The sequence below is a fragment of the Pararhodobacter marinus genome, assembly GCF_003122215.1.
GTDB lineage: Bacteria > Pseudomonadota > Alphaproteobacteria > Rhodobacterales > Rhodobacteraceae > Pararhodobacter > Pararhodobacter marinus.
The window spans coordinates 1-15,900 of record NZ_QEYD01000003.1 but is presented as its reverse complement, the minus strand read 5'-3'; the positions used below and the strand labels follow the sequence as shown (position 1 = coordinate 15,900).

The 15,900-nt window shown below is 66.3% G+C and carries 19 protein-coding genes and 1 tRNA gene; 10 read left to right on the top strand and 10 right to left on the bottom strand.

Annotation, left to right across the window (positions count from 1 at the left end; genetic code table 11):
- Positions 1–299 precede the first annotated feature (299 nt).
- From C4N9_RS05055 to C4N9_RS05035, 5 genes are all read right to left on the bottom strand, one after another.
- Positions 300–1,172 (bottom strand): helix-turn-helix transcriptional regulator, encoded by an 873-nt coding sequence (locus tag C4N9_RS05055; RefSeq protein ID WP_168192123.1) that lies wholly within the window; start codon positions 1,170–1,172, stop codon positions 300–302.
- Positions 1,173–1,504: 332 nt separating this feature from the next.
- Positions 1,505–2,413 carry a translation elongation factor Ts gene (gene tsf, locus C4N9_RS05050; RefSeq protein WP_109532224.1) on the bottom strand — a complete coding sequence of 303 codons (909 nt, stop codon included), beginning with the start codon at positions 2,411–2,413 and terminating at the stop codon, positions 1,505–1,507.
- A 95-nt stretch (positions 2,414–2,508) separates the two neighbouring features.
- Positions 2,509–3,276, bottom strand: coding sequence for a 30S ribosomal protein S2 (gene rpsB, locus C4N9_RS05045; RefSeq protein ID WP_109532223.1), 768 nt, complete (start codon positions 3,274–3,276; stop codon positions 2,509–2,511).
- A 169-nt stretch (positions 3,277–3,445) separates the two neighbouring features.
- Positions 3,446–4,294 (bottom strand): GNAT family N-acyltransferase, encoded by an 849-nt coding sequence (locus tag C4N9_RS05040; protein ID WP_109532222.1) that lies wholly within the window; start codon positions 4,292–4,294, stop codon positions 3,446–3,448.
- Between the two features lie 122 nt (positions 4,295–4,416).
- The gene (locus C4N9_RS05035) at positions 4,417–4,914 is read right to left on the bottom strand and encodes an outer membrane protein assembly factor BamE (protein WP_245902469.1); all 498 of its coding nucleotides are present in this window, start codon (positions 4,912–4,914) and stop codon (positions 4,417–4,419) included.
- A 232-nt stretch (positions 4,915–5,146) separates the two neighbouring features.
- Here C4N9_RS05035 and C4N9_RS05030 point away from each other — a divergent pair, with 232 nt between their 5' ends.
- The 8 genes from C4N9_RS05030 (at position 5,147) to C4N9_RS04995 (ending at position 10,983) form a co-directional block, all read left to right on the top strand.
- On the top strand, positions 5,147–5,710 hold the full coding sequence (locus C4N9_RS05030) for a YceD family protein (protein ID WP_109532221.1): 564 nt from the start codon (positions 5,147–5,149) through the stop codon (positions 5,708–5,710).
- Positions 5,711–5,916: 206 nt separating this feature from the next.
- Positions 5,917–6,120, top strand: a complete 204-nt coding sequence (gene rpmF / locus C4N9_RS05025) for a 50S ribosomal protein L32 (RefSeq protein ID WP_109532220.1) — start codon at positions 5,917–5,919, stop codon at positions 6,118–6,120.
- A 23-nt stretch (positions 6,121–6,143) separates the two neighbouring features.
- Complete coding sequence (gene plsX / locus C4N9_RS05020) at positions 6,144–7,274, top strand: phosphate acyltransferase PlsX (protein ID WP_109532543.1); 1,131 nt, start codon at positions 6,144–6,146, stop codon at positions 7,272–7,274.
- Entirely contained in the window at positions 7,271–8,257 is a 987-nt protein-coding gene (locus C4N9_RS05015; RefSeq protein ID WP_109532219.1) for a beta-ketoacyl-ACP synthase III, read from the top strand. The genes plsX and C4N9_RS05015 overlap by 4 nt, the downstream gene beginning before the upstream one ends.
- Before the next feature lie 115 nt (positions 8,258–8,372).
- Positions 8,373–8,684 (top strand): integration host factor subunit alpha, encoded by a 312-nt coding sequence (ihfA, locus tag C4N9_RS05010; protein WP_109532218.1) that lies wholly within the window; start codon positions 8,373–8,375, stop codon positions 8,682–8,684.
- A 9-nt stretch (positions 8,685–8,693) separates the two neighbouring features.
- The gene (locus tag C4N9_RS22080) at positions 8,694–9,587 is read left to right on the top strand and encodes a MerR family transcriptional regulator (RefSeq protein WP_210403984.1); all 894 of its coding nucleotides are present in this window, start codon (positions 8,694–8,696) and stop codon (positions 9,585–9,587) included.
- A 153-nt stretch (positions 9,588–9,740) separates the two neighbouring features.
- Positions 9,741–9,818: transfer RNA gene (locus C4N9_RS05000), tRNA-Pro, on the top strand.
- 70 nt (positions 9,819–9,888) lie between these two features.
- Positions 9,889–10,983 (top strand): 2'-deoxycytidine 5'-triphosphate deaminase, encoded by a 1,095-nt coding sequence (locus C4N9_RS04995; RefSeq protein WP_109532217.1) that lies wholly within the window; start codon positions 9,889–9,891, stop codon positions 10,981–10,983.
- A gap of 27 nt (positions 10,984–11,010) precedes the next feature.
- On the opposite strand, the gene C4N9_RS04990 is transcribed toward C4N9_RS04995, so the two are convergent.
- Positions 11,011–12,033 carry a TDT family transporter gene (locus C4N9_RS04990; RefSeq protein WP_168192122.1) on the bottom strand — a complete coding sequence of 341 codons (1,023 nt, stop codon included), beginning with the start codon at positions 12,031–12,033 and terminating at the stop codon, positions 11,011–11,013.
- A 172-nt stretch (positions 12,034–12,205) separates the two neighbouring features.
- Here C4N9_RS04990 and C4N9_RS04985 point away from each other — a divergent pair, with 172 nt between their 5' ends.
- Positions 12,206–13,180 (top strand): glucokinase, encoded by a 975-nt coding sequence (locus C4N9_RS04985; protein ID WP_109532215.1) that lies wholly within the window; start codon positions 12,206–12,208, stop codon positions 13,178–13,180.
- A gap of 68 nt (positions 13,181–13,248) precedes the next feature.
- A complete protein-coding gene (locus C4N9_RS04980) occupies positions 13,249–13,932 on the top strand; it encodes a M48 family metallopeptidase (RefSeq protein WP_109532214.1) in 684 nt (227 codons plus the stop codon).
- Positions 13,933–14,026: 94 nt separating this feature from the next.
- Here the strand turns inward: C4N9_RS04980 and C4N9_RS04975 are convergent, their stop codons facing one another.
- From C4N9_RS04975 to csgH, 4 genes are all read right to left on the bottom strand, one after another.
- Positions 14,027–14,575 (bottom strand): VOC family protein, encoded by a 549-nt coding sequence (locus C4N9_RS04975; RefSeq protein WP_109532542.1) that lies wholly within the window; start codon positions 14,573–14,575, stop codon positions 14,027–14,029.
- Positions 14,576–14,747: 172 nt separating this feature from the next.
- Positions 14,748–15,158: a hypothetical protein gene (locus C4N9_RS04970; protein ID WP_109532213.1), complete on the bottom strand. Its 411-nt coding sequence runs from the start codon at positions 15,156–15,158 to the stop codon at positions 14,748–14,750.
- Positions 15,159–15,208: 50 nt separating this feature from the next.
- A complete protein-coding gene (locus C4N9_RS04965) occupies positions 15,209–15,616 on the bottom strand; it encodes a curlin (protein ID WP_109532212.1) in 408 nt (135 codons plus the stop codon).
- Positions 15,617–15,708: 92 nt separating this feature from the next.
- The coding region (csgH, locus tag C4N9_RS21795; RefSeq protein ID WP_168192121.1) for a curli-like amyloid fiber formation chaperone CsgH at positions 15,709–15,900 on the bottom strand (192 nt) is incomplete at its 5' end.

The window sequence follows — 15,900 nt, the reverse complement described above, 5'->3', positions numbered from 1 at the left end:
TTATCATCGCAACAGGAACGAAACTTCCCGCCAAAGCATCCCGGCGCGACCAGAAGGTCGCGCCGGACTGTCTTGCTGCATCGGGTTGGGAAAGGACACGGCAAGAATACGCATATGACAGAAAAACGCACCCGAACTGGTTGGCAAGCGGGCACGTCCGTCATTACTCATTACTGACCTTAGACTAAGGGAATTGCGCCCTGCATGTCAGTACGAAAAACCATACCTGAACGCAAAAACTCGGTTGCAAGTTGCACAAGCGTTCCGTTGCAATATGCGATTTCTGTGCAAAATGAGAGTCAGGCGTCCCAGGCGGACACGGTTGTCATCGTTCCGTGCTCTGCCGGGGTCGCCACGAAGACCTGATTGAGATAGGCAGCCTTGCTGATCGCATGGGCCGTCGTTTCGACCCCCAGCGTCTCGCGGGCGAGTCGCAGGTGTTTTTCCACCGTCGAGACGGTGATTCCCATGATCGTCGCGATATCGGCCGAGGTCTTTCCGTCCGCCACCCATTCCAGCACTTCGCGCTGCCGGCGCGACAGGCGGCGGCCCGGCGGATGATAGGGCAGGATCGACAGGCTGCGATGCGCCACGGCGGCGACGGTGAAGATCACGTCATGCAGATCGGACAGAAGCTTGTCCACCTCGTCTTGCGAGACGACCGCCGGCGCGATGAGCGCCATCACCGCCCTGCCCCGCGTCCGCTCTTTCTGAAAGCCGATGCAACAGCCATTGATCAACCCGTGTTCGGCGAAGAAATCCAGCCCTTCCTGCCGGACCTCGATCTGGCCGGCCAGCCCGGCTTCTTCATGGGTCATCGACCACGACGCGATCCCGGTATTCTCGACCGCCCACTGAAAGGTACAGCTCATCCGGAAATAGCCGCGGTCGACCAGTTCGGTGACGATGGCCTTGGGCATGGTCGATAACAGCAGGAAATCCTCGGGCGCGCCCAGGTTCTGACCGCGGGAATCGGGGGAATAGCCGTAGAGCACATGCTCGAATCCCAGGCCGCGGAAGAAATCGCAGGCCAGTTTCCAGATCACCGCCTGATCTCGGCTGGCCAGCATCTGCGCCAGCCGGGCCGAGAGCCCTTCGACCGTCAGGTTCTGCAAGGGTTTTGCAGGGACCGGAGAGACGTCCGACCAGGTAAAGGATGTCTGTTCAAGCATCATGCGATCCCGTTAGCGCGTCGACCGCGCATCAAGCGCAGGCGAGTCGTGACGACCGGCACAAGTGTAGCAGGAAGCATGGCCAGAAAATGTTACAATCGCCGAAAGTCGTGGCATGAATGTGCGGCGCGGAAACAAAGAATTCAAGCATTTACGGCAAATGCGCCATGATTGCCCGCTCGCTTGCGCCGGAGGGTGGCATTGCGTCAGCCAGCTTACTCTCCCTCGCCGTGTATGCACTGCCTTCGGCTCGCCACGGGTTTCCGCGTGACGCCCAGCGAAAAAAGGGCGGCCCCGAAGGACCGCCCTTTTCGATACGGATCGGTTCCGGCTCAGCCGGCGAGGGTTTTAGCCACCTCGGCTGCGAAATCCTCTTCCTTCTTCTCGACGCCTTCGCCCACGGCGACACGCGCGAAGCCGGTGATCTCGACACCCGCGTCCTTGGCCGCCTGCTCGACGGTCACGTCGGGATTGATCACGAAGGCCTGGCCCAGAAGCGTGTTCTCGGCGAGGAACTTCTTCATCCGGCCGGGGATGATGTTGTTGTGGATCACCTGCTCAGGCTTCGGCTTGGCGGCGGTGGCGTTCTCTTCCAGCGCCTTGGCGGTCTGCACCTGCAGCTCGCGCTCGACGACGTCTTTGTCCATCGTCGCTTCCGACAGCGACATCGGCGCGGTGGCGGCGATGTGCATAGCGAATTGCTTGCCGATTTCCTGCGCCTTGTCGGCCGGACCGTTCAGCGCGACCAGCACGCCGATCTTGCCCATGCCTTCGGCGGCGGCGTTGTGGACATAGGTCACAACGGTTTCGCCTTCGAGCAGGTGCATGCGGCGGAAGGTCATGTTCTCGCCGATGCGCGCGATGGCACCGTTGATGACGTTCTCGACCGTGTCGCCGTTCAGGTCGGCGGCCTTGACCACCTCGATCGACTCGCCGGTCTGCAGGGCGACTTTCGCCACTTCCCGCACGAGGCTCTGGAAGTCTTCGTTCTTGGCGACGAAGTCGGTTTCCGAGTTGATCTCGATCGCGACGCCGCGGCCACCGTCGACGGCCACGCCGACAAGACCCTCGGCCGCCACGCGGTCCGATTTCTTCGCGGCCTTGGCCAGACCCTTGGTGCGCAGCCAGTCGATGGCGGCGTCCATGTTGCCGTCGTTTTCGACGAGCGCCTTCTTGGCGTCCATCATGCCCGCGCCCGACATCTCGCGCAGTTCTTTCACCATCGCAGCAGTAATCGCCATGATCTCTCTCCTTGAATTGGGGATGCGGGCAGGGTTGCCCCTGCCCGGTCTCACGCCTGTCTCAGCGGCACCCTGTTAGGGCAGCCGCATGACGATCAGGCGTCGGCGTTTTCCGACACGGTTTCCTCGGCGGGCGCGTCTTCCAGCTCGCCAAGGTCGACACCCGCGGCGCCCAGCTGCGCCGACATGCCGTCAAGCGCGGCGCGGGCCACGAGGTCGCAATAGAGCGCGATGGCGCGCGATGCGTCGTCGTTGCCGGGGATGATGTAATCCACGCCTTCGGGCGAGCAGTTGGTATCGACCACGGCCACGACCGGAATGCCCAGTTTCTTGGCTTCCAGGATGGCGAGGTCTTCCTTGTTCACGTCGATCACGAACAGCAGGTCCGGCAGACCGCCCATTTCGCGGATCCCGCCCAGCGAGGCTTGCAGTTTCGTCTGCTCGCGCTCCATGCCCAGACGCTCTTTCTTGGTCAGGCCGGCGGCGCCGCGCTCCATGACCTCGTCGATCTGCTTCAGGCGCTGGATCGATTGCGACACGGTTTTCCAGTTGGTCAGCGTGCCACCCAGCCAGCGGTGGTTCATGTAGTATTGCGCGCATTTCTCGGCGGCTTCGGCGACCTGGCGCGACGCCTGACGCTTGGTGCCGACGAACAGAACGCGGCCACCCTTGGCGACGGTCTCGCGGATGACGCTCAGCGCCTGGTCCAGCATCGGGACGGTCTGCGTCAGGTCGATGATGTGGATGCCGTTACGGTCGCCATAGATGTACTGGCCCATGCGCGGGTTCCAGCGCTGGGTCTGGTGGCCGTAGTGAACGCCAGCTTCCAAGAGCTGACGCATGGAGAATTCGGGAAGCGCCATGTCCGTGTTCCTTTCCGGTTTACGCCTTGGACGGGGCTTATGGGCAGGTGCCCAACCGGTGGACCGTTGCGGGATGTCTCCCCGCAGGGCCCGACCCCGCCTGTGAAGTGCGCGCGCAATACCCCAGCGCGGGACGGGGCGCAAGTGGTTCCGGCGGGCTACCCGCGCATCAGGGCGTCAAACCCGCCATCTGGCGCAGGATTCGCAGCCGCGCGGGGGGCATCGCGGCGATATCGACGCAGGTGAAGACGTGACAGGTTCCCAGATCGCGGTCGATCACCGCGTGATCCGACACCCAGCCGCCCAGCGACAGATAGGCGCGCAGAAGCGGCGGGACCTGCGATTGCCCCTCGGGGCCGGGCTGAGCAGGGACCGCCTCGAACGGGTAGATCTCGGGCGCCTTGCGACCGGGGGTCAGAGTCGAGGGACCGGCAGCGCGGGTCTTCAGGAAGGACCAGGCGGGATCGAGCGACGCGGGGTCGGTGCTGTGGAACGAGGTGCAGCCGACCAGCCGGCCCGCACCCACGCCAAAGGCGATCCGGGTGACGCCCGCCCACAGAAGCCGCAACAGGTCGCCGCCCCCTGCCCCGAGGCCGCTGCCGGGTTCGACGCAGAGCCGGCCCAGCTCCAGCGTCTCGGCGCCTTCGGCCTCGCCCGCGCGCGCCAGAGCGCACAGGTCGTAATGCTGCGCGACATAGCCCGACAACAGCGCGCGCGCATCGGGATGGCGCAGGATGCGCAGCGTCGCCAGAGGCGGCGCGCCCGGCGCATCCGCGCCGACCCACAGATGCAGGCAATCGCGGTCATAGGCATCGCCATCCTCGGCGCCGCCGCGAAAGGCCCGCCCGCGCAAGGCCAGCACGCCCGGCATGTCCCCGGGGCCGGCCAGCCGCACGATGCGCCCGCCGGTGCGGATCGGCGGGCCGAAGGGATCGGTCGCGGGGATCGGCGCGGCGGCCAGGTCGCGGGCGGCGCCAGTTGTGGCACTGGTGGCAGTGGAAAAATCGGCGTGTCTCACGCGGGCTCCGGCAGGTTGCACAAGGCCCAGTCTATCACCGTTTCATGACATTTGTCAGACGCCGCGCGACGCAGGCCGCGCGGTCTTTCCGGCATTGTCACAGGGTTGTCGGGTCACAGGGTTTACTGGAACGACCCGGCTGTGAAGTTGCCCAGAACCGCCAGCACCTGCGAGACGATGCTCGGACGCGGCCCGGCATCGGTGACGCGGCGCGACAGGGCGATGACTTCGCCGTCCTGCAGGCCGAAGCGCTCGATATTCGAGACGCGGTCATTGGCGTCGAAGCTGATGGCGACGACCTGGCGGTCGATCTCTTCCCGCTCGCGCCAGCCGCGCTGACGCCAGTCGGACTGGACGTAGAACCAGCCCGATCCCTCCATCACGCCGCCCATGCCGGGACGCCCGATGGTTTCGGCCACGGTCTCGCGCGTGTCGCGACCGACCTCGATTTCGGCCAACAGGTCGTCGGGCGGCGCGTAGCCGTGATAGGTCATGATGGGCGAACAGGCCCCGACCAGCAGCGCGGCCCCCACAAGCGGAGCGATCAGGCGGCGGGCAAACCCCGCGCCGACACGTTGCTTGCCCGAAGCCAGCCTGTCCTGCATCGCGCGATCCGTCATGCCCGTCTCCGTGCGTTCTGTCCGGTGTCCGTGTTGAGTGCCGCCCTTACCGGAGCGGTCGGCGCCTCTGGGGTTACTAAAACCCCGAGCGGTGTTCAAGAAAGGAACCGGCCCGCGCCGCGCTGTTGACCAGCGCTCGCGGGATTGTGCGGCGCCCGGGCGGTGGGCGCGCCATTTCCAAAGCGGCAAAACACAGGCATAGGGGGCAAAAGCATTCCACAGGAGGTCCCCGATGAGCGATCAATCCAGCCCCTCCGGTCCGCTGCGCGAAAGCGACAGTCTTAAACTGACGCTGCGCCTGCGCGACCTGTCGCCGAAGGCGGTGACACGGTTCCATCTCGCCCCGACTGCAGAGGCGCGGGCGGAGCTGACGCAGACCCTCGGCATCCAGAAGATCCGCAAGCTCGACTTCCGCGGCACGGTCGAGGCCGAGGGCAAGCATGACTGGCGGCTCGAAGGCGTGCTCGGCGCGACCGTCGTGCAGGATTGCGTCATCACCGCCGAGCCGGTGACGACCCGCATCGACACGCCCGTCACCCGAATCTTCGTGCGCGACATGGACGAGCCCAGCGAGATCGAGACCGAGATCCCCGAGGACGACACCCGCGAGCCGCTGGGCCCGGTGATCGATCCGGGCGCGGTCATGGTCGAGGCTCTGGCGCTGGCGCTGCCCGATTATCCGCGCATCGAGGGCGCCGAACTGCCCGACTCGGCCACCGACGACCTGGGCGAGGACGAGCGCCCGAATCCCTTTGCCGCGCTTGCAGCGCTGAAAAAGGACGCCGATCAGGGCTGAGCCGCGCCGCGGCGCGGAAAACCTTGCACGACAGGCGCGAATCGTCCCGCAACGCCCCTTGCACGGCGCGAAAAACCTTCTATGTTCCGCGCCTCATGCACGTTAGGTCTTTCATTGCCTGCCTTGGCGGTGTAAGGCCCCGTCGCAGCAAGTTTCCACGAACTCGGGCCGCCCGGTCGGTCCCCTGAATAAGAGCAGAGGTTAACATGGCCGTTCAACAGAACCGCGTGACCCGTTCCCGCCGCAACATGCGTCGTTCGCACGACGCGCTGGTCGCGGGCAACCCGAACGAATGCACCAGCTGCGGTGAGCTGAAGCGCCCGCACCACGTGTGCCCGTCCTGCGGCCATTACGACAACCGTGAAGTCGTCGTGCAGGCCGAAGTCGATCTGGAAGACGACGCGGCCTGACGGTTTCGACCGGCGGGGCCATGATGCAATCCGAACAGGACCATCCGCACGCCGGTCAGCCGGTTGACAGCCAGCCGGTTGAGCGGGAGTCGACCGGACGGATCGTGATATCCGTCGACGCCATGGGTGGCGATCGGGGTCCTTCGGCCGTGGTCGCCGGCTGCGTGCAGTCGCTCCGGGACAATCCCCGCATAGATATCCTCCTGCACGGAGACAGCGCGGCGCTCGAGCCGCTGATCGCCCGCGAGCCTGCGCTTGCGGGCCGTCTGTCGTTGGTCCATGCCGACCGCGCCGTGACCATGAACGACAAGCCCAGCCACGTGATGCGCCACGGCAAGGACACGTCGATGTGGTCCGCCATTGCCGCGCTCAAGGACGGGCGCGGCCACGCGGCGGTAAGCTGCGGCAATACCGGCGCGCTGATGGCGGTGTCGATGCTGCAACTGCGCCGGATGGAAGGCGTGAACCGCCCGGCCATCGCCTGCCTGTGGCCCGCGCGCGGGCATCACGGCTTCAACACGATGCTCGATGTGGGCGCCGACGTGAAGGCCGAGGCCGAGGATCTTCTGGCCTACGCGATCATGGGCGTGACCTATTTCCGCAACGGCTTCGGCGAGCCCCGGCCCCGCGTCGGGCTGCTCAATGTCGGGACCGAGGAACACAAGGGCCGGGCCGAGATCAAGGCCGCGCATGAACTGATCGCGCGGCACGAAGAAACCGGGCGCTACGAATATGTGGGATTCGTCGAAGGATCCGACATCCCGTCCGAGCGCGTGGATGTCATCGTCACCGACGGCTTCACCGGCAATGTCGCGCTGAAAACCGGCGAAGGCACGGCCAAGCTTATTTCGGATCTGCTGCGCCAGTCGCTGACCTCGGGGCCGCTGGCGATGCTGGCCGCCCTTCTCGCTCGCGGCGCGCTGCGCCGCCTGAGCACCCGAATCGATCCGCGCCGCGTCAATGGCGGCGTGTTTCTCGGTCTGAACGGGACCGTCGTGAAATCGCACGGCTCGGCCGATGCCACGGGCGTTGCCGCGGCCATTGGGCTTGCCGCCAAGCTGGCGCAGTCGGGCTATCAGGGCCGGATGGCGGAACGGCTTGTGATTGCCGCCAAGACGGCTCAGGATGCGGCCCCAAGCGGAGAGCAGGAATGAGCCAGAATACCGTCACGCGCGCTGTGGTCATCGGCCACGGCCATTATCTTCCCGAGCGCGTGGTCGAAAATGAAGCCTTTACCCAGACGCTGGATACCTCGGACGAGTGGATCAAGTCCCGCTCGGGGATCGAGCGTCGCCATTTCGCCGCCGAAGGTGAGATGACCTCGCATCTGGCGATCAAGGCCGCGCGCGCCGCGCTCGAGACGGCCGGCGTGGGCGCCGACACGCTGGATGCGATCATCGTCGCGACCTCGACGCCCGACCTGACCTTTCCATCCGTCGCAACGATGGTGCAGGATGGAATCGACGCGGGCGGCGCCTTTGCCTTCGACGTGCAGGCAGTCTGCGCGGGCTTTGTCTACGCGCTCGGCAATGCCAGCGCGCTGATCGCCGCCGGACAGGCGCGCCGCGTCATGGTGATCGGGGCCGAGACGTTCAGCCGCATCATGGACTGGACCGACCGCTCGACCTGCGTGCTGTTTGGTGACGGTGCCGGGGCGATCATCCTGGATGCCCAATCCGGCAACGGCACATCCGACGATCGCGGCGTGCTGTCGGTCGATCTGCATTCCGACGGCAAACTGCGCGACCTGCTTTATGTCGATGGCGGCGTCGGCACCACGGGAACCGCCGGCTACCTGCGCATGCAGGGCAACCAGGTCTTCCGCCACGCCGTTGAAAAGCTTGCCGATACCGCCAATACCGCGCTGTCGCGCGCAGGGCTGGGCGCAGGCGATGTCGACTGGGTCGTGCCGCATCAGGCGAATATCCGCATCATTCAGGGCACGGCGAAGAAGCTGGGCCTGTCGATGGATAACGTGATCGTCACCGTGCAGGATCACGGCAATACTTCGGCCGCGTCGATCCCGTTGGCACTGTCGGTGGGGGCCGCCGATGGCCGCATCAAGAAGGGCGATCTGATCGTCACCGAAGCGATCGGCGGCGGGCTGGCCTGGGGCGCGGTGGTGCTGCGCTGGTAAGCGGCGCCCCGCTTGTCACCCAGCACAAACAACGCGCTGCAAACCCCGCTGTTGACAGGATAATTTTCTTGGCTCATTTTCCAACAAAAGCCTGTCAATCGCCGGGGAGATCGGGATGAGCGGAAAGACTCTGACACGGATGGATCTGAGCGAGGCGGTGTTTCGCGAAGTCGGCCTGTCGCGCAACGAATCCGCGGCGCTCGTGGAATCGGTGATCCAGTACATGTCGGATGCGCTGGTGAAGGGCGAACAGGTCAAGATTTCGTCTTTCGGCACGTTCAGCGTCCGCTCCAAGGCCGAGCGCCTGGGCCGCAATCCGAAGACCGGCGAAGAGGTGCCGATCAGCCCGCGCCGCGTGCTGTCCTTCCGGCCCTCGCATCTGATGAAAGATCGTGTCTCGCGCGGGAACTTGCGCGACAAAGCGTAAGCGGACCCTATGAAAAAGGCCCCCGACGCCTTTCGCACCATTAGCGAAGTGGCTGAAATCCTTGACACTCCCGCGCATGTTCTTCGGTTCTGGGAAAGCAAGTTCTATCAGATCCGGCCGGTCAAGCGGGCGGGCGGGCGGCGCTATTACCGTCCCGACGACGTCGCGCTGATCAACGGCATCAAGTCGCTTCTGCAGGAGCATCACGTCACCATCCGGGGCGTGCAGCGCGTGTTGCAGGAGCAGGGCGTGAAGCATGTGGCCTCGCTGGGCGGCCCGCTGCCGGCGCTGGTGGGCGAGGATGCGGTGGACGAGACCGAAGACCTTGCCGCGACGCGCGCCGTGGCCGATCCCGATACCGGAACGGAAACCGAGGCCGAGACCCCGCCGCCGTTGGACGAGATCTTCGCCACGCGCCGCAGCGACGCGCCCGCGCACGAGCCCGTGGCCGATCCGGACGATATGCCGGACGCTCCGCTGGGCACCGAGATCGCCGATGACGAGGACACGACCGAGGCGCTGGATACCGCGCCCGAGACCGCGCCGGAAATGCCGCAAACCGCTCCGTCAGCAGCCCCGGCAGAGGCTCCGGCGGCGGAACGCAGTGGCGAGCCGGCGGATGACCCTCAGGCCGTCGTGGCTGAAACCCCGCAAAACGCTCCCGCCGCGCTGCCCGGGAAACCTGCGCCGCGCCCTGCCCCCGCGCCGGCTGCGGAACCGCCCGTGCCCGCCGACGCCCTGTCGCTGAGCGAGCCGTCCGAGCGTGCGCAGATCGCCCGCCGCCTGAGGGCGATGAAGCGCGGGGCTCTGGGACCGCAGCGCGACCGCGCCGACATGCTGGCCCGCCGCATCGATTCGCTGCTGGAGCGGATGTCCGAAGCCTCGGGCGCCGGACGCTGGTAAACGCGCAGCCGCTTCCCGAGCCATCCCGGCGTGCCCCCTCGGGTCGCGCCCTTTCGCGTGTTCCCGTCGCTGCGGGCGCGTGCGAAAATTTCCCGCCGCCCGAGGCAAATTGTTGCTTGCCCCCGCCGTCAAAAGCGGTAGAAAGCGCCTCGTCGGGCTGTGGCGCAGCTTGGTTAGCGCGTCCGTCTGGGGGACGGAAGGTCGTGAGTTCGAATCTCGCCAGCCCGACCAATTCAAACCGCCCGTGGCCACCCGGTCACGGGCGGTTTGCACATGAGCGGTTTGCCCACGAGGAGGTGTCATGCCCGCATCAACCCTGTCCGAGCCCGCCGGCGTCCTGCCGTCGCAAAGCCTGCGCCGGTTGATCGAACAGGGCATCGTCGCCGCCCGACCCGAGATCCGCGCCGAACAGATCCAGCCCGCCAGCCTGGACCTGCGGCTGGGCGACACGGCGGTGCGGCTACGCGCCTCGTTCCTGCCGGGACGGGGCAAGACGGTGGCCGAGCGCCTGCCCGAATTCGAGATGCATCGATTCTCCATCGCCTCGGGGATGGTCTTGGAAAAGGGCTGCGTCTATGTCGTCGAACTGGCCGAAACGCTGGCACTGCCGCGTGAGTTGAGCGCGGTCACCAATGCCAAAAGCTCGACGGGGCGGCTGGACCTTCTGGTCCGGGTGATCACCGATGACGGCGTGGAATTCGACCGCGTGCCAGCGGGTTACACCGGAAAGCTGTATGCCGAGATCTGCCCGCGCTCGTTCTCGGTGCTGGTGCGTCCGGGGATGCGGCTGAACCAGATCCGGCTGCGTCATGGCCAGTCGGTTCTGTCGGATGCCGAGCTTTCGGCGCTGCACGCCGGGACCCCGCTTGTCAGTGGCGAGGCGCTGATTTCCGAAGGGCTGGGCTTTTCCGTCGACCTGAAGCCCGAAACCGGCGATCTGGTGGGCTACCGTGCAAAACCCCATGCCGGCGTGATCGATCTGGACCGCATCGGTGCCTATGACCCGGCCGAGTTCTGGGAAGAGCTGCACACCACGACCGGGCAGCTGATCCTCGATCCCGGCGCGTTCTATATCCTTGTCAGCCGCGAAGCCGTCTGCATCCCGCCGCTCTATGCCGCTGAAATGGCGCCTTATCTGGCGATGGTGGGCGAGTTCCGTGTGCATTACGCGGGGTTCTTCGATCCCGGTTTCGGCCATGCCGCGGCCGATGGCGTGGGCTCGCGCGGGGTGCTGGAGGTGCGCTGCCACGAGGCGCCCTTCGCGCTGGAACACGGACAGATCGTCGGGCGGCTGGTCTACGAGCGCATGAGCGCCGAGCCGGATCTGCTGTACGGCGCGGGGATCGCGTCGAATTACCAGGGACAGGGGCTGAAACTGTCCAAGCACTTCAAGTGAAACGGGGGCCGTGCGGCCCCTGTTTCGTTACGCGATCGCCGCGTTCGTCTTTGCGCCCAGCTCGCCCTTGGCCCAGGATTTGAACACCTGAAAGGCCACGAACAGGTTGAAGCCCGTGGCGAAGACCAGAAGCACCGCGCCGATCCACAATCCCGGCTGTCCCAGCGCCAGGACCGAAGCCGAGGCCGTCGCCGCCAGCGGAAAGGTCAGCGCCCCCCAGAGCGGCGAAAAACCCGACGCCAGCAGCCACTTGGCCGACGCTGCGAAGACCGCGACGAAGGCCAGCGCGAGCAGCGCGAAGCCCGCGCCGATCAGCGGATAGCCCAGCCAGACCGCGACGCCCGCGAAAACCGCGGCGGGAGCGGCGTGGATCGCCATCAGCGGGCGCAGCGGCGCGGGCGGGTTGCGGCGCAGGAATTGCGCAAGGCTCGCCAGCCAGATCAGCACCGCGCTGACCATCGTCACCCAGAAGATCACGCGCGAGAGCCCCTCGAAGCCCAGCGGGATCAGCGTCTGCGGCGCAAGGATGTATCCCACATAGGTCAGGTGAAAGACCGGCGTGACGCCGCGCCCCTCTTTGGGGCCGGTGCCCACCTTCCAGGTGATCAGCGCGCCGACGACCGCCAGAGCGGCCATGCCCAGAAAGACCAGCACCAGCGCCAGTTCCGGCGCATAGGGGCGCAGCGCCGAGGCGGCCAGCACCATCGACAGCGTCAGCGCGACCATGCCCGCCCGGCCGGGCAGGATGTTGAGTTCGTCCAGCACGACCCGGGGACGGCGCAGGGGCTTCGACAGCCACGCGATCAGCGAGAACGCGTAGAGCAGCAGCACCGCGCCGAGGATCGCCTCGCCGAGTGGCTGAAGCGGCAGAAGACCGGGCTGCAGCGCGAGGATGCGCCATGCCAGCCCCAGCCCGAACAGCCCCATGATCGCGGGAAACAAAGCGGGCGGCGTCCGGCGCCACAGGCCCGGCGTTTTCTCGATCAGCGGCGGCGGGGGCGGGAAATGGCGCGATTTCACCGGCGGGACGGGTTTGCTTTTGTCAGACATCGGACCCTCACTGGATACACGGTCACTCAACCGCAGCCCTTCTTCGGGCGCAAGAGGACAGGGCGTCGCGCGCAGGTGGCAACAGGCCTGCCTTCGCCCCGTATTCGCCATAGTGCAGCCGGGCCAATCCGGCTATGAAGAACCGACCCCGACAAACCCGAAGATCCCAAGCATGACCGACCGCCCGCTGAAATCCTGGCCCTTCACCCCTGCCCCGCAGCTTGTCGCCGATATCGGCGGCACCAATACCCGCGTGGCGCTGGCCGATGAGGGCGTGCTGCGGCAGGGCTCGATCCGGAAATATCCCAATGCCGGGCGCGGCTCGCTGTCCGAGATCCTGACGCAATACCTGACCGACACCGCGACAGGCGATTGCGCGGGCGTCTGCGTGGCGGCGGCGGGTCCGGTGCGTGGCGGGGTCGCGCGGATGACCAATCTGGACTGGGAAATCACGGCCGGGGATCTGGCCCGCGTCGGCGGTACGTCGCGGGTCTCGATCCTCAATGACCTGCAGGCCCAGGGCCACGCGCTGGCCTCGCTGGACCGGCGGCATCTGCGCTGCCTGCTGCCCGGCCAAGCTGCCGAGCCGGGCGCGGCCCAGCTTGTCGTCGGCGCGGGCACCGGCTTCAACGCGGCGCCGGTGCATCACCTGCCCGGCGGCACCTATGTCGCGCCGTCTGAATGCGGCCATATCCACCTGCCGCGCAAGGGCGATCAGGAGGCCGCGCTGGCCCGCCATCTGGCCGAGAAACACGGCATCGCCACGATCGAAGAGGTTCTTTGCGGGCGCGGTCTGGTCGCGCTGCATCACTGGGTCACGGGCCAGACCCTGCCCGGCAACGCGCTGACCGCCGCCATCGTCGCGGGCGAGGCCGAAGCACAGGAAACCGGCCGACTTTATGCCCGCATCATGGGCCGCGCGCTGGCCTCGCTGGCAATGGTGCATCTGCCCTTCGGCGGGATTTTCCTGATCGGCAGTGTCGCGCGCGCGATGGCACCCGTTCTCGCGCCCCTCGGCATGGCCGAGACCTTTCGCGACATGGGCCGGTTTTCGGATTTCATGGACGCGTTCCCGGTCTCGGTCGTCGAAGACGATTACGCCGCGCTTCTGGGCTGCGCCGCGCATGTGACCGCCCTGCCCGCCTGACGCGGGATTGATGGCGGACCGGCCCCGTCCACCTTGTCGAGACGCGCAGAAACCGCCATATCCGGATCATGCTGCGCTTGGCTCCGATCCTTCTCGCCGTCGCTTACGGCCTGATCTACTGGCATTTCTCGGCCTGGCGCACGAAGCGCGAGCTCGATGAACGCTCGACGCCGCTCAAGGATCCGATGCTCGAAGCGCTGACCGCACGGCTTGCGCGCGCGCTGGATCTCAAACGCATTCAGGTCAATGTCTATGAAATCCCCACCATCAACGGGCTTGCCGCGCCCGATGGCCGGATCTTCCTGACGCGCGGTTTTCTCGACCGCTACAAGGCGGGCGAGGTCAGCGCCGAAGAGCTGGTCTCGGTCATCGCGCATGAGCTGGGCCATGTGGCGCTTGGCCATACCCGCAAGCGGATGATCGACTTTTCCGGCCAGAACGCGGTGCGCGTCGTTCTGGCCACGGTTCTGGGCCGCCTGTTGCCGGGGATCGGTGTGCTGGTGGCGAACGGCCTTGTTCATCTGCTGGCCGCGGGTCTCAGCCGCAAGGACGAATACGAGGCCGACGAATACGCCGCCGCCCTTCTGACCAAGGCCGGAATCGGCACGGGCGGGCAGAAATCCCTGCTCACGCGGCTCGAATCGCTGACGGGGATGCGCGGCGCTCCGCCCGTCTGGCTGGCCTCGCATCCCAAGACCGCCGACCGCGTGGCCGCCATCGAAGAGCTGGAACGCCGCTGGCGCGTCACCTGAAAAAAATGGGTGAGGCCGAAGCCCCACCCGGACGATCACTTGGTGCTCGAAAACGAGATCACCCTGCCATGCAGGAGTGACAGCGCCGTGACACTCACGCCTCTTCCTTGCGCAATTCCTTCGCGTGCAGCCAGGCCGCGTGCTGCGGCGCGCGCTTGGTCCGGCTCCATTCCTCCAGCATGTCCCATTTCACCGCATCAAGCCGCTTGAGCAGCGCCTCTTCCTCGGGATCCGGGCAGGCCAGCTCGATCCGGTGGCCATTGGGATCGAAGAAATAGATCGAGTGGAAGATCGAGTGATCGGTCACCCCCAGCACCTCGACGCCCTTCGCCTCCAGATGCTCCTTGAACGCCACCAGCGTATCGCGGTCCTTTACCTTGAAGGCGATATGCTGCACCCAGGCCGGCGTGTTCGGGTCGCGCCCCATCTCGGGCTTGGTGGGCAGTTCGAAGAAAGCCAGGATATTGCCGTTCCCGGCATCGAGAAACAGATGCATGTAGGGATCGGGCTCATGGGTCGAGGGCACCTGATCCTCGGCGATGGCCAGCACGAAATCCATGTTCAGCATCTGCGTGTACCATTCGACTGTCTCCTTCGCGTCCTTGCAGCGATAGGCGACGTGGTGCATCTGCTCGATCTTCAGAATGGGGGCGGTCATCGGGTCCTCCGTATTTATTGCAAGTGCAACGTTATGGCGCCCACAAATCACGAATCGCCATCGCCTGTCAATATCGTTGCATATGCAATGAAATGATAAGGCAAGGCGGAGGCATCCGGCCCCCGCCCTGAGAACTGCCCGGCGGGCAATCGGTTCGTCAGCGATCCATGCGCGACAGGACCCGGCCCATCATTGCCTCGGCGCGGTTCACGCCGGACTCGGCCGGGGCCACGCGCGGACGGATCTCTGCGCGTGGCGCACGCGCGACGGGTTCCGCGCCCCAGTTCCACGGCAGCAGGTACCACAGAAACGACATCCGCGGCACTTGGGCAAAGCCCGGCTCCTGCAGCTCCACGATCACGCGGGTTTCCTCGAACCGCAGGGGGGTGGCCGACCGCAGCACGCTCACGCGCGCATCGGGACCGCCCTGCCGGATCACCGTGCCGCCGGGCGACTGGTGCACGAAGACCGTGTTGGTACCCGAAACGAGGGTGGTCGCCCCCGCCGCCCCGGCGCCCAGAGCGGCGGCAGCGGCGAGAAGCATGGAAATCTTGCGGGGATGGGTCATGGGAAATCTCCTTTCAGAAGCGGTTTCAAGGGGGTCGTGGCGTCTGTCCCTCACCATCCGAACTGGACGGTTAGGCCGGTCTGTCCGCCGGTCTGGCTGACATGGGAGGTGGTGTTCTGGCCGAACTGGAAGAGGCCATAGGCGTTGTGGCCGCCGGTTTGCGAGACGGTGCCGGTATGGCCGGTGCCGTCCTGGTGGATGATCGCCTGGTCGGTCGCGCCCTGGGCGATGCCGGCGGCGTTATGGGCGCCCTGCTGGGTGACATGGCCGTTGGTCTCGATGTCCTGGTGCAGCGCATAGGCGGCTAGGCCGAGGCGCAGGAGCCGGGCTTCGCGCGCATTCGACGGCGCGATGTTGATCGAGATCCCGCCCGAGGCCTCGGCCGGGCTGGCCAGCGGCAGGCTGGCGGGCATGGCGAGGGCGGCGGCGAGAAGGGCGGCTTTGGGGAAAGCGATCATGGGTCTGGTCCTTTGCAAATGGGGCGGTCCGGCGGGAAGGGCGAGGTGCTGAAATGCGGAATCCGGACCGCGCAGGAGGGTACGGGCGGGGTTCAGAAAGCGGGTTGGCGGCAGCTCTGGCGCTCACCGTCATGGCGGATCTCGAGCGCCACCTGCTGGCCTGCGCGCGGACCCACCAGCTCGGTCTCGGCAAGGGTGATGCGCTCGCCGGGCCGGGCCTCGAAATCGCCGCCCTGCCGGATCGAGGCCGAGCCCGAGCGGATCTGCAGGTCATAGGTCCCGGC